The following is a 12,534-nucleotide window of genomic DNA, read 5'->3' as shown; positions in this document are numbered from 1 at the left end:
CACGCGGCGAAGGTCCTCGGGCGGCATGACCTTCGCCGCTGAGCGCCCCGTCCGCGTCGGTGCCACGATGAGGCATGACCGGATACACGCACGACGGGCCGCAGATCCTCGACGCCGACGCGTCGTGGGACCTCGTGGAGGGGACCCACGTCGCACGCCTCGCCGTGAGCGTGCGGGGCGAGCCGGACATCTACCCCGTCACCGTGCGGGCGCACCGGCGCACGCTCGCGTTCCGCACCGTCCCGGGGACCAAGCTCGCGACTCTCGCGACCAACGAGCGCGTCGCGCTCGAGTGGGACCACGTCGACGACGACGGGGCATGGAGCGTCGTCGCCCGGGGGACCGCCCACCGGATCCGGAGCGAGCACGAGGTGGACGCCGTCCAGGACGGTGCGGACCCGCTCGTCCCCACCGTCGACGTGCCGACCGAGGAGTGGGTCGTGGTCGAGGCCCGCGAGCTCACGGGACGGCGCTTCGCCCGGTCGGAGGACTGACCCCGGACACACGTCGTCCGGCCGCCCCGTGCGGGACGACCGGACGACGGGACGAAGGTCAGCCGGACTTGCGGCGGAACGTGCGCTGGACCGGGCCGACGGTCTCGGAGCCGTGCACCGACCCGGTGTTGGTCTCGCCGTCCGCCGTCCGGTGGCGCGCCGCGTTCTTCCGGTCGAGCGCCTCCCGGAACTTCGCCTTGGCCTCGTCGGTCGGTGCGGTCTCTGCAGCGGATCGCTGCTGGTCGGACGCCATGGCGGTCTCCTCGTCGATGGGAACTCGGTCGTGCACTGCGGTCGGCCCGACGGCGCGGGCATCTCGCAAGCCTCCCGCACCCCGTCGCCGGACGCCACCTGATTTGTCCCCCGGCCTGTCGGCTCCCCGACGGTCGTCGGACGGCGTCGGGTAGCGTCGGCACCGTGCCGTCCGACGCCTCCCCCGCTCCCGCCGCCCGACCCAGCGCGGCGCCGTCGCCCACGGACCCCGCCTCGCTGCCGCACCGCCGTCTCGGTCGTTCCGGGCTCGCGCTGCCGACCGTCTCGCTGGGCCTGTGGCAGAACTTCGGCGACGCCGACCCCGGGGCGACGCAGCGCGAGATCGTGCTCCACGCGGTCGACCGCGGGGTGACCCACCTCGACCTCGCGAACAACTACGGTCCGCCGGGCGGGGCGGCGGAGGAGTCGCTGGGGCGCCTGCTCGCGCGCGAGCTGCGGCCGGTCCGCGACGAGCTCGTCGTGACGACCAAGGCCGGCTACCGCATGGGACCAGGCCCCTACGGCGAGGGCGGCTCGCGCAAGTACCTGCTCTCGTCCCTCGACGCGTCGCTGCGCCGGCTCGGGCTCGACCACGTCGACATCTTCTACTCCCACCGCTTCGACCCGACGACGCCGCTCGAGGAGACCGTCGGCGCGCTCGCCACGGCGGTCCGCTCGGGGCGAGCGCGGTACGCCGGCATCTCCTCCTACTCGGCGCGCCGCACCCGGGAGGCGCTGCGTGTCGCGGAACAGCTCGGGGTCGACCTGGTCGTGACCCAGGTGTCGTACTCGATGCTCAACCGGTGGGTCGAGGAGCCCGACCCGCACGACCCCGCGGGCGCGTCCGTGCTCGACGTCGCCGGGGCCGAGGGCCTCGGCGTCGTGGCCTTCTCACCGCTCGCCCAGGGGATGCTCACCGACCGGTACCTGCACGGGGTCCCGGACGACTCCCGTGCGGCGCGCGGCGGGCCCCTGCGACCGGCGTTCCTCTCGGACGCGAACCTCGACCACGTGCGCCGGCTCGACGGCCTCGCCCGCGCCCACGGGCGCAGCCTCGCCACGACGGCGATCCTCTGGGCGATGCGGGACGAGCGCGTCACCTCGGTCCTGCTCGGCGCGAGCTCGACGCGCCAGCTCGACGAGAACCTCGCCGCGCTCGACGCGCCGGGCCTCTCCGCGGAGGAGCTCGCTGCCGTCGACGCGCTGCCCGCAGACACGGGCATCAACATCTGGGCGTCGCGGTCCAGCGACCTGTAGCACCGCCGACGCGGTCCGGTGACCACGACGCGGGAGCGACGACGAGGCGCGGCATCGCCTGCTCAGGCGTGCGGCGCGGGCTCCTCGCGCACGTCCGCAGCGGGAGCGGCGTCGTCCGAGCCCTCGGCCCGGGCCGCCGACTCGCGCTCCTCGCGCTCGACCCGGAGCGAGGTGATCGCGCTCTCGAAGTCCTCGAGCGAGTCGAACGCCTGGTAGACGCTCGCGAAGCGCAGGTAGGCGACCTCGTCGAGCTCACGCAGCGGCCCGAGGATCGCGAGCCCGATCTCGTACGCGTCGAGCTCGGCGCTGCCGCTCGCCCGGATCGTCTCCTCCACGCGCTGCGCGAGCACCGCGAGGTCGTCCTCGTTGACGGGGCGCCCCTGGCAGGCCTTGCGCACGCCGTTGACGATCTTCTCGCGCGAGAAGGGCTCCGTGACGCCTGAGCGCTTGACCACGGACAGGCTCGCAGTCTCGATCGTCGTGAAGCGGCGGTTGCACTCGGGGCACTGGCGGCGCCGACGGATCGACGCGCCGTCGTCCGAGGTGCGCGAGTCGACGACGCGGGAGTCCGCGTGGCGGCAGAACGGGCAGTGCATGGCGGGCTCCTCCGCGGGTTCGCGCCGACGGGTCGGCGCGACGAACGTATGCCGTCGCGGCGGGGCGGTGCAACACGCCTCCGACGCCGGGGCCTCGCGGAGGGTGGACGACGGCGCAGCCGGGACCCCGCGGAGGGTGGACCCCGGCGCACAGACGGCCGTCCGCGGACAGCAGAACGGGGGCGGTCGTTGTCGACCGCCCCCGTCGGGACGCCCCCGTCCCCATCTCGCGCGTGACTCGCCTCACGCGCGGCGACGTGCACAGGAGTCGCGGTGGACCGCGTGCTCCTCGCCTCGTGCGCCCAGCCCCCCAGCCGGCGTGGTGAGGTAGCACTAACTTAGGTGGACCTAATCAGGGATTGCAACCCCTGGGACACCGCACACGGGGGTTTTGTGCCGTGTCCTGCGTCACACCGCAGTCCGGCCCATGACGGCCGACGGGCGCGCCCCCTAGGCCGGCGCCGGAAGGAGGATCTTCTGCCCGGCCTGGAGGCCCGACGACGAGAGCCCGTTGAGCTCGGCGAGCCCGCTCACGACGTCCCGCAGGTCCTCGCCCGGAGCCGCCACGCCCTGTGCGAGCTCCCACAGCGTCTCCCCCGCGGCCACGACGTGGACCCGGACCTCCACAGGCTCGCCCGGTCCGCTCGCGACGGCGACACCCACGCGCGCGGCGAGCAGCAGCACCACGGCCGCCAGAAGCACGAGGACCACACGGCCCCGCCGCGTGAGCCGCAGCGGCCGCTCGCCCGCGCGCTCCGGCATCGCAGCCCCGCCCGCGCGGCCGAGTGGCCCGACCGCCGAGATCGCCATCGCATCCATGCCTGCTCCGTCCCGGCCCGCGGACCCGATCGCCTTCCCCGGTCGATCGGACGCCGCGAGCCCTTCGCCTCCATGCCGACCGGGTCGGTCGAACACGTGTACGTAGAACACCTGTACGAAGGTGTATCACGAACGACCGGCAGAGTCGAGACATGCTCGAACAGGTGTTTGATTCGTGTCGCAACCTCCCCTAGCCTGGGGTCAGGTCGGTTCGCCGGACATGTCCGCCCGGACCTGGAGGAACGACCGAGGTCCCGGGGCGCACGCCCCGGGGAGGGAGGCCGCAGGCCGGGAGGCGTCGGCGGCCGCGACGGACGAAGGCGGAGCGACCATGGCGGCACGAGGCACGGACAGGGCACGGGGGCTCGCCGAGGTGCGCGAGCTCCCGGACGGGTCGGCAGGGGGTGACGGGCTCACGCCGCGGCAGCGCCTCGTGCTCGAGACCATCCGCGCGTGCGTCGAGCAGCGCGGCTACCCGCCGAGCATGCGGGAGATCGGCGAGGCGGTGGGCCTGACGAGCCCGTCGTCCGTGAAGCACCAGCTCACGACGCTCGAGCGCAAGGGCTTCCTCCGGCGCGACCCGAACCGTCCCCGCGCGATCGAGGTCGTCCAGCCGGACGACGCGCGACGCGCGACGCCGCTCGGGGTGGCGGGCGCCGCGCCCCAGCCCACGTACGACGAGGCGCACCCCGCGCCGTCGTACGTCCCGGTCGTCGGACGCATCGCCGCCGGCGGGCCGATCCTCGCGGAGCAGGTCGTCGAGGACGTCTTCCCGCTGCCCCGCCAGCTCGTCGGCGAGGGCGAGCTCTTCCTCCTGCGGGTCCAGGGCGACTCGATGATCGACGCCGCGATCTGCGACGGAGACTGGGTCGTCGTGCGCCGCCAGCCGGTCGCGGAGAACGGCGAGATCGTCGCGGCGATGATCGACGGCGAGGCCACGGTGAAGTCCCTGCGCCGCACGGACGGCCACGTGTGGCTCATGCCGCACAACGCCGCGTACGACCCGATCCCCGGCGACGACGCCCAGGTCCTCGGGCGCGTCGTCTCCGTCCTGCGCAGCCTCTGAGCGACCGCGGTCCCACCGCGCAGCACGCCGAGAGCCGGGTGGTCGTCGACCACCCGGCTCTCGCGGTGCTCGGGCCCGGTCGGCGGGCCCGGTCGGTCAGAGACCGAAGCGGCGTGCGACGGCGCGCAGCGACTCGGCGGACGAGCGCAGGCCGGCGAGCTCCTCGTCGGCCAGCGGGACCTCGACCCGCTCGGCGGCGCCGCGGCGGTCGACGAGCGTCGGCAGCGAGAGGCACACGTCGTCGAGCCCGTACGCGCCGTCCAGGAGCGTCGAGACGGGCAGGATGCGGTGCTCGTCGTCGAGCACGGCCTCGATGATGCGCGTGCCCGCGAGCCCGACGGCGTAGTTCGTCGCGCCCTTGCCCTCGATGATCCGGTAGGCCGACTGCACGACCTCGCGCGCGATGTCGTCACGCACCTCCCCCGTGAGGGGCCCCCGCCCACCGAGGCCGGGCCACTCGAGGAGCGGCACGCCGCCGATCGTCGCGGAGCTCCACAGGGGGATCTCGCTGTCGCCGTGCTCGCCCGCGATGTACGCGTGGACGTTCTGCACCGCGACGCCGCAGTGCTGGGCCACGAGGAAGCGCAGGCGCGACGAGTCGAGCACCGTCCCGCTGCCGAAGAGCTGCGTCGGCGGCAGCCCGGAGAACTTGAGCGCCGCGTACGTGACGATGTCGACGGGGTTGGTCACCATGACGTAGACCGCGTCCGGGGCGACCTCCACCAGCCCGGGCAGGATCGTGCGCATGAGACCGATCGTGCCCTCGGCGAGGTCGAGCCGCGTCTGGCCGGGCTTCTGCTTCGCCCCCGCCGTCACGACGACCACGTCCGCCCCCGTGCACACCGCGACGTCGTCCGAGCCCTCGACCCGGGCCATCGGCATGAACTGGATGCCGTGCTGGAGGTCGAGCACCTCCGCCTCGACCTTCGCCTTGTTGACGTCCAGGAGCGCCACCGTGCGCGCGGCGCCGCGCATGAGGGCCGCGTACGCGAGCGTCGACCCGACCGCGCCGGCCCCGACGATCGCGAGCTTGGTGGTCCGCGCTCCCCCTCCCGGACCGCCCGTGGTCGCGTCGCCGGTGCCCTGCGGGGACGTGCTCGTCGTCATCTCGCCTCCGTGAAAAGTTCGCTGGAATCCCTGGTGCTCGCGGGAAGGACTCAGCCTAGGGCGGCGAGGCGCCGTAGCGCAGCGGTAGCGACGTCGCGGTCGGTCGTCTGCCAGAACCCCGGCATGGACCGCGTGAGGAACGTGCCGTAGCGCGCGGTCACGAGACGCGGGTCGAGGACCGCGACCACCCCCCGGTCCGCCGTGGACCGCACGAGCCGGCCGGCGCCCTGCGCCAGCAGGAGCGCGGCGTGCGTCGCGGAGACCTGCATGAACCCGTTGCCGCCCGCGGCCTCGACCGCGCGCGCCCGCGCCGACTTGACCGGGTCGTCCGGGCGCGGGAACGGGATGCGGTCGATGAGCACGAGCTGGCACGACGGGCCCGGGACGTCGACGCCCTGCCACAGCGACAGCGTGCCGAACAGGCACGTCGCCGGGTCGGCGGCGAACTCGCGCACGAGCGTGGGGAGCTGGTCGTCGCCCTGGCAGAGGACCGGCACGTCGAGCCGCTCGCGCATCGCCTCCGCCGCGGCGACCGCGGCCCGGCGCGACGAGAACAGACCGAGCGTGCGCCCGCCCGCGGCCTCCACGAGGGCCGCGATCTCGTCGAGCTGGTGCTCCGTGGACGCCTCGCGGCCGGGCGTCGGCAGGCGCTTGGCCACGTAGAGGATCCCCTGCCGCGCATAGTCGAACGGGCTCCCGACGTCGAGCCCGCGCCACCGCGGCGCGTCGGCGTCGCCGCCCTCGCCACCGCTCCCGAGGCCGAAGGTGCGCGCCACGGCGTCGAAGCTCCCGCCGAGCGCGAGGGTCGCGGACGTGAACACCCCGGTCCGCTCGGCGAGCAGGTGCGTGCGGATGAGGCCGGCGACACCCAGCGGGGCGGCGTGCAGGCGGCTGGCGCCCTCGCCGAACCGGTCGGCCGACCAGCCGCCCTCGCCGGGCCGGGAGCACCAGAGCACGTCGTGCCCGGTCGGGTCGGCGGCCATGCGCTCGGCGACCTCGAAGAGCTGGAGCATGGTCGACTGGGCCATCTTCAGCCCGGAGTCCGGCTGGGCGGGCTTGGTGACCCCGGTCTCGGGCTTGAGCGTCGAGAGGACCTCGCGCGCCGCGTCGCGCACCGCCGCGACGGCCGAGCGCGCGTCGTCCGGCAGCCCGTCCGGGAACCGCTCGGCGGGCAGCGCGCCGACGACCGTCCCGAACGCCGCCGACGCCGCGTCGAGCGCGTCCGTCGTGACACCGCCGTGCCGGCGCGCGAGCCGTGCGGCGCTCTCGATCGCCGGGACCGACAGGTCGACCGTCGCGGCAGCCGTCACCCGGTCCGCGAGCTCGTGCGCCTCGTCGACGACGAGCACGTCGTGCTCGGGCAGCACGCCGGGCGACCCCATCGCCGCGATGCCGAGCATCGCGTGGTTGGTCACGACGACGTCGGCCTCGCGGGCCGTCGCGCGCGCCTTCTCGGGGAAGCACTCGGCGAGCATCGGGCACCGCTGCCCGAGGCACTCGAGCGCCGTGACGGAGACCTGGCGCCACGCCTTGTCGCTCACGCCGGGCACGAGGTCGTCGCGGTCGCCGGTCGACGTCTCGTCGGCCCACTCGCGCAGCCGCACGACCTGCTCGCCGAGCGCCGCCGCGCCGGTCCCGCCGCGCGCGGCGGGGTGGTCGGCGGCGCCCGCCGACTCGCCCGGCAGGTCGAAGAGCGTCGGCTCGTCGGCCGGGTACCCGCCCGCGATCTTGTGGACGCACAGGTAGTTGTGCCACCCCTTGAGGAGCGCGATGGTGGCGGGGCGCGGGAGACGGTCCGCCACGGCGTCGGCGACCAGCGGCAGGTCTCGCGTGATGACCTGGCGCTGGAGCGCGAGCGTCGCGGTCGAGACGATCACCCGCTCGTCCGTCGCGACGGCGTGCCGCACGGCGGGCACGAGGTACCCGAGCGACTTCCCCGTGCCCGTACCCGCCTGGACGACGAGGTGCTCCGAGCCCTCGATCGCCTCGGTGACCGCGCGCGCCATCGCGTGCTGACCGTCGCGCCGCGCCCCGCCCAGCCGCGTGACGGCGACGTCGAGGAGCGCGTCGACCTCGGGCACGTCGCCTCCCGAGGCGCCGGCCGTCGTGCCCGGCCCCTCGGCGTCGACATGGTCGGGGGCGGGTCGTGTGGAGGGGGGCACCCACCGAGTCTACGGTCGGGCACCCACGGGCCGGCGGCCCTGTGGACGACGGCGCGGGCACGGCACGACCCCGCACGGCGCGCGCCGTACGGGGTCGTGGAAGGGGTCGGGCGGGAGACCCGCCCGGCGCGCTCAGCCCTGCGCCGAGGCCCCGACGAGCTCGGTCGCGAGCGCCTGGGCGACACGTCCGCGCAGGAGCGTGCCCTCGGGCGTGTGCTCCTCGTGGTCGATCTCGCCCTCCGTGTGCACGCGGTGCACGAGGTCGCCGCGGTGGTAGGGCACCACGACGTCGATCTCGACGTCCGGGCGCGGGAGCTCGTGCGCGATGAGCTCGCGCAGGTGCTCGATCCCCTCGCCCGTGTGCGCCGACACGACGACCGTGCGGCGCTCGCGCAGGCGGATCCGCGCGATGGTCTCCGGGTCCGCGAGGTCCGCCTTGTTGAGGACGATCACCTCGGGCACGTCCTCCACGCCCGGGATGTCGGCCAGGACGTGCCGGACCGCCGCGATCTGACCCTCCGGGTCGGGGTGCGACGCGTCCACCACGTGGAGCAGCAGGTCGGCGTCGCCGACCTCCTCGAGCGTCGAGCGGAACGCCTCGACGAGCTGGTGGGGCAGGGCCCGCACGAACCCGACGGTGTCGGCGAGCGTGTAGACGCGACCGTCCTCGGTGCGCGTGCGGCGCACCGTCGGGTCGAGGGTCGCGAACAGCGCGTTCTCGACGAGCACGCCCGCGCCGGTGATGGCGTTGAGCAGGCTCGACTTGCCCGCGTTCGTGTACCCGGCGATCGCGACGGACGGGATCGCGTGCCGCTTGCGCGAGGCGCGCTTGGTCTCGCGGCCCGGGGCCATCGCCTGGATCTCGCGGCGCAGCTTCGCCATGCGGTTGCGGATGCGGCGGCGGTCCAGCTCGATCTTCGTCTCACCGGGGCCGCGCGACCCCATGCCCGCGCCGGCGCCGCCGACCTGGCCACCGGCCTGCCGGGACATCGACTCGCCCCACCCGCGCAGGCGCGGGAGGAGGTACTCGAGCTGGGCGAGCTCGACCTGGGCCTTGCCCTCCCGGGACTTCGCGTGCTGGGCGAAGATGTCGAGGATCAGCGCGGTCCGGTCGATCACCTTGACCTTGACGATGTCCTCGAGCGCACGACGCTGGGAGGGCGCGAGCTCGCCGTCGATCACGACCGTGTCCGCGCCGCCGGCCGCGACGACGTCGGCGAGCTCCGCCGCCTTGCCGGAGCCGAGGTACGTGCCCGGGTCGGGCTTCGCGCGGCGCTGGATCACGCCGTCGAGCACCTGGGAGCCCGCCGTCTCGGCGAGGGCCGCGAGCTCGCGCAGCGAGATCTCGGCCTCCTCCGCGGAGCTGGGCGCGCCGTCCTCGCGCGGGTCGGAGCCGGGGCTCCACAGCCCGACGAGCACGACCTTCTCGAGTCGCAGCTGCCGGTACTCGACCTCGGTGACGTCCTCGAGCTCGGTCGACAGGCCGACCACGCGGCGCAGTGCGCTGCGCTCCTCGAGCTCGAGCTGCTCGCCGTCGTGCCGTGCGTGGACCGTGCCGCCCTCGGCGCGCGCCGTCCCGGCCCGAGCGAGCACCCGCGCCACGACGTCGCTCGCGATGTCCCGCGTCGCGCCGGTCGGCTCGTCCTGAGCCGGGGTGGGGGTCGCTGGGGTCTGGGTCATGTGCCGCCTTTCGTCACGGAGCGGCGCTCGTGCGCCGTGGTAGGAGAACAAGCGTGGCACGGGAAATCGTCCCGAGGCCAGCGGATAAGCGGGTGAGGGCCGCGCGGACGGACCGCACCGCCGTCGCCGACGGGTGTGCCCGCGTAGGATCGGCCGACGTGACCGAGGACCAGGACTCCGCCGTCGACCCCGCGCAGGACGGCGCGCACGACCACTACTTCACCGCGAGGCCGGCGTCCGCCGCCGAGCGCCGCACGATCTCCGTGCGCCTGGCAGGCCGGGACGTGGAGGTCGAGGTCGCGTCCGGCGTCTTCTCCCCCGGTCGCCTCGACCTCGGCACGCAGGTCCTGCTCCGCACCACCCCGCCGCTCGACGCGGTCGTGGCGGCACGGGCCGGCGGCGGCCCGGCGCACGTCGTCGACCTCGGCTGCGGCTGGGGCCCGGTCGCGCTGACGATGGCGATCGAGGCCCCGGACGCGACCGTGTGGGCGGTCGACGTCAACGAGCGCGCGCTCGACCTCGTGCGGCGCAACGCGGAGCGGCTGGGCCTGCCGAACGTCCGCGCGGTCCTCCCGGACGACGTGCCCGACGACGTCGCGTTCGCCGCCCTGTGGTCCAACCCGCCGATCCGGGTCGGCAAGGACGTGCTCCACACGATGCTGCTGCACTGGCTGCCGCGCCTCGCGCCGGGGGCGAGCGCGCACCTCGTCGTGCAGCGCAACCTCGGCTCGGACTCGCTCCAGCGCTGGCTCGGCGAGGCGCTGCCGCCCCTCCTGCCGGGCGCGGTCGTCGAGCGCGCCGCGAGCGCGAAGGGCTTCCGGGTCCTGGAGGTCGTGGCGCCGGGCTGAGCCGGACCGCTGCGTCGCGTCCGGCGCGCCGGACCGACCGCGCGCCGCGGCCGCCCGTCAGACCGCGGTGCGCTCCGCCTCCGGCGTCCCGTCGGGGACGACCTCACCGGTGTCGGCGCGCGGAGCGCCCTCCGACCCGGCGTCGCCCTCGGGAACCGCGTCGGCGGCGTCCTCGGCACCCGCTCCGGCCGGGGCGGGCAGGAGCGACGCGAGGTCGACCTCGCCCGCGTACACGAGCTCGGCGGGCCCCGCGAGCTCGACCCGGTCCCCCTCGAGCGCGCGCACGCGGACGGTCCCGCCCGGGACGTCGACGAGCCAGGTGTCCGGCGCGTCCGGGCCGCCCCAGACGCGGACCGCGAGCGCCGCGGCGCAGGCGCCGGTCCCGCACGACGGCGTCTCCCCGACCCCGCGCTCGTGCACGCGCATGCGGACGCGCCCGACGAGCGTGCCGTCGTCGGCCGTCGTCTCGCCCAGCGGCACCACGAGCTCGACGTTCGTCCCGTGCGCCGGGTGCGGCTCCACGACGGGCGCCTCGGTGAGGTCCGCGCGGTCGAGCAGGTCCTCGCGCGCGACGGCGAGCACGGTGTGGGGGTTGCCGAGGTCGACGCTCAGCGCGGGGCGCGGGACCTCCCAGCCGCGCACGACCACCGTCGCGTCGTAGCCGTCGTGCAGCGCGGGGCGGCCGCCGGGCAGGAACCAGCGGCCCATGTCGACCGCGAACCAGCCGTCGGCCTCCTTGCGCACGCGCTTGACGCCCGCGCGCGTCCCGACGGGCACCTCGGTCCCGCCCGCAAAGCTCACGAGCCCGAGCCGCTCGGCGAACGCGGCGAACACGCGCACGCCGTTGCCGCACATCTCGGCCACCGAGCCGTCGGCGTTGCGGTAGTCCATGAACCAGATGGCGTGGGGGTCCTCGGCGAGGACCTCGCGCGACTCGGGCACGAGCGCGGTCGGCACGAGGCGGATCACGCCGTCTCCGCCGATCCCGCCGCGGCGGTCCGCGAGCGCGCGCACGAGCTCGGGCGTGAGGTCGAGCTCGCCCTTCGTGTCCGCGAGCAGCACGAAGTCGTTGCGGGTCCCGTGGCCCTTGGTGAAGCGGGTGCGCGTCATGAGCCCAGACTACGGCGCACCGGCGCGTCGCTGTCCGCTTCGTCCGGCTCGGGGACGTCGCCCCGCGCGACGGCGTCCGCGCGCTCGTCTGCGTGGGCCACGAGCACCAGCGCGTCCTCGACGCGGGTCGGGGACTGCGCGTCGAGCCAGTGCACGCGCGGGTCCCGCCCGAACCAGCCCATCTGCTTGCGCGCGAGACGACGCGTGTTGGCGGTGACCGCCTCGCGCGCGGCGTCCTCGGTCACCTCCCCGTGGAGCGCCGCCAGCACCTCGGCGTACCCGACGGCGCGACGCGCGGTGCGCCCCATCCCCTGCGACTCCACCCGGCGCACCTCGTCGACGAGCCCCTGCGCCCACATGCGCTCGACGCGTCCGGCCACGCGCGCGTCGAGGACCTCGCGGTCGCAGTCGAGGCCCACCTGGACGGTCGGGCGCACGTAGGCCTGCCGCGGGAGGTTCGCCGTGAACGGCTCCCCCGTGAGCTCCATGACCTCCAGGGCGCGCACGATCCGCCGCGTGTTGGCGGGGCCGATGCTCGCGGCGGCCGCAGGGTCGCGCCGCGCGAGCTCGTCGTGCAGCGCGCGCGTGCCCTCGGCCTCGGCGCGCGCCTCGAGCGCCGCGCGCACGGCGGGGTCGGTGCCGGGAAACCGCATGTCGTCGAGGAGCGCGCGCACGTAGAGGCCCGACCCGCCCACGACGACGGCGCGCGCCCCGCGCGCGGCGATCTCGTCGAGCGCGCGCCGGGCCTCGGCCTGGTAGCGCGCGACCGACGCGTCCTCGACGGGGTCGATCACGTCGAGCAGGTGATGACGCACGCCGCGGCGCTCGTCCACGGGGACCTTCGCGGTGCCGACGTCCATGCCGCGGTAGAGCTGGTAGGCGTCGGCGTTGACGATCTCCGCCGGCGCCCCGGGGACGGACAACCGCTCGGCCAGGTCGAGGGCGAGGTCCGACTTGCCGGTGGCGGTCGGCCCCACGACGGCGACGACGACGCGGCGGCCGCGCCGGTCGCCCCCGTCCTGCGCGCCGGTCGGGTCGTGCTCGGTTTTCACCCGCGCAACGGTACCGGCCGGGTGGCACGGACCTGGGTCGTGTGGGCGGTGATGCGTAGTGTGTCCGGTGGACGGCCCGCCTGCTCGCGGG

12 protein-coding genes are annotated in these 12,534 nt (G+C 75.3%); 4 read left to right on the top strand and 8 right to left on the bottom strand.

Annotation, left to right across the window (positions count from 1 at the left end):
• Window positions 1–74: 74 nt before the first annotated feature.
• Entirely contained in the window at window positions 75–494 is a 420-nt protein-coding gene (locus CCE02nite_RS10935) for a pyridoxamine 5'-phosphate oxidase family protein (RefSeq protein WP_141389671.1), read from the top strand.
• A 58-nt stretch (window positions 495–552) separates the two neighbouring features.
• Here the strand turns inward: CCE02nite_RS10935 and CCE02nite_RS10930 are convergent, their stop codons facing one another.
• Complete coding sequence (locus CCE02nite_RS10930; RefSeq protein ID WP_141389670.1) at window positions 553–747, bottom strand: DUF5302 domain-containing protein; 195 nt, start codon at window positions 745–747, stop codon at window positions 553–555.
• Between the two features lie 164 nt (window positions 748–911).
• Here CCE02nite_RS10930 and CCE02nite_RS10925 point away from each other — a divergent pair, with 164 nt between their 5' ends.
• Window positions 912–2,003, top strand: coding sequence for an aldo/keto reductase (locus tag CCE02nite_RS10925; RefSeq protein ID WP_141389669.1), 1,092 nt, complete (start codon window positions 912–914; stop codon window positions 2,001–2,003).
• Between the two features lie 62 nt (window positions 2,004–2,065).
• Here CCE02nite_RS10925 and nrdR read toward each other — a convergent pair whose 3' ends face one another.
• Window positions 2,066–2,599, bottom strand: coding sequence for a transcriptional regulator NrdR (nrdR, locus tag CCE02nite_RS10920; RefSeq protein WP_255318799.1), 534 nt, complete (start codon window positions 2,597–2,599; stop codon window positions 2,066–2,068).
• Window positions 2,600–3,049: 450 nt separating this feature from the next.
• Window positions 3,050–3,418, bottom strand: a complete 369-nt coding sequence (locus CCE02nite_RS10915) for a LysM peptidoglycan-binding domain-containing protein (RefSeq protein ID WP_255318798.1) — start codon at window positions 3,416–3,418, stop codon at window positions 3,050–3,052.
• A 331-nt stretch (window positions 3,419–3,749) separates the two neighbouring features.
• Between CCE02nite_RS10915 and lexA the strand changes: the two genes are divergently transcribed.
• A complete protein-coding gene (gene lexA, locus CCE02nite_RS10910) occupies window positions 3,750–4,484 on the top strand; it encodes a transcriptional repressor LexA (protein ID WP_141389668.1) in 735 nt (244 codons plus the stop codon).
• A 96-nt stretch (window positions 4,485–4,580) separates the two neighbouring features.
• On the opposite strand, the gene CCE02nite_RS10905 is transcribed toward lexA, so the two are convergent.
• The 3 genes from CCE02nite_RS10905 to hflX form a co-directional block, all read right to left on the bottom strand.
• Window positions 4,581–5,591, bottom strand: coding sequence for an L-lactate dehydrogenase (locus CCE02nite_RS10905; protein WP_141389667.1), 1,011 nt, complete (start codon window positions 5,589–5,591; stop codon window positions 4,581–4,583).
• Between the two features lie 50 nt (window positions 5,592–5,641).
• Complete coding sequence (locus CCE02nite_RS10900; RefSeq protein WP_371861919.1) at window positions 5,642–7,753, bottom strand: ATP-dependent DNA helicase; 2,112 nt, start codon at window positions 7,751–7,753, stop codon at window positions 5,642–5,644.
• A 132-nt stretch (window positions 7,754–7,885) separates the two neighbouring features.
• Complete coding sequence (hflX, locus tag CCE02nite_RS10895; protein ID WP_141389666.1) at window positions 7,886–9,433, bottom strand: GTPase HflX; 1,548 nt, start codon at window positions 9,431–9,433, stop codon at window positions 7,886–7,888.
• Between the two features lie 158 nt (window positions 9,434–9,591).
• Between hflX and CCE02nite_RS10890 the strand changes: the two genes are divergently transcribed.
• Complete coding sequence (locus CCE02nite_RS10890) at window positions 9,592–10,281, top strand: class I SAM-dependent methyltransferase (RefSeq protein WP_141389665.1); 690 nt, start codon at window positions 9,592–9,594, stop codon at window positions 10,279–10,281.
• 57 nt (window positions 10,282–10,338) lie between these two features.
• Here the strand turns inward: CCE02nite_RS10890 and dapF are convergent, their stop codons facing one another.
• A complete protein-coding gene (gene dapF, locus CCE02nite_RS10885) occupies window positions 10,339–11,391 on the bottom strand; it encodes a diaminopimelate epimerase (protein ID WP_141389664.1) in 1,053 nt (350 codons plus the stop codon).
• Window positions 11,388–12,443: a tRNA (adenosine(37)-N6)-dimethylallyltransferase MiaA gene (gene miaA, locus CCE02nite_RS10880; RefSeq protein ID WP_141389663.1), complete on the bottom strand. Its 1,056-nt coding sequence runs from the start codon at window positions 12,441–12,443 to the stop codon at window positions 11,388–11,390. Before miaA ends, dapF begins: the two co-directional genes overlap by 4 nt.
• Window positions 12,444–12,534 lie beyond the last annotated feature (91 nt).

This window comes from Cellulosimicrobium cellulans (assembly GCF_006539945.1).
GTDB lineage: Bacteria > Actinomycetota > Actinomycetes > Actinomycetales > Cellulomonadaceae > Cellulosimicrobium > Cellulosimicrobium cellulans.
This window is presented reverse-complemented; position numbering and strand designations above follow the sequence as displayed.

Bases quoted from the DNA above. Each gene is read 5' to 3' on its own strand.
- nrdR (WP_255318799.1), bottom strand. From the start codon at position 2,599: ATGCACTGCCCGTTCTGCCGCCACGCGGACTCCCGCGTCGTCGACTCG.
- CCE02nite_RS10930 (WP_141389670.1), bottom strand. From the start codon at position 747: ATGGCGTCCGACCAGCAGCGATCCGCTGCAGAGACCGCACCGACCGAC.
- CCE02nite_RS10935 (WP_141389671.1), top strand. From the start codon at position 75: ATGACCGGATACACGCACGACGGGCCGCAGATCCTCGACGCCGACGCG.
- CCE02nite_RS10905 (WP_141389667.1), bottom strand. From the start codon at position 5,591: ATGACGACGAGCACGTCCCCGCAGGGCACCGGCGACGCGACCACGGGC.
- hflX (WP_141389666.1), bottom strand. From the start codon at position 9,433: ATGACCCAGACCCCAGCGACCCCCACCCCGGCTCAGGACGAGCCGACC.
- dapF (WP_141389664.1), bottom strand. From the start codon at position 11,391: ATGACGCGCACCCGCTTCACCAAGGGCCACGGGACCCGCAACGACTTC.
- lexA (WP_141389668.1), top strand. From the start codon at position 3,750: ATGGCGGCACGAGGCACGGACAGGGCACGGGGGCTCGCCGAGGTGCGC.
- CCE02nite_RS10915 (WP_255318798.1), bottom strand. From the start codon at position 3,418: ATGGATGCGATGGCGATCTCGGCGGTCGGGCCACTCGGCCGCGCGGGC.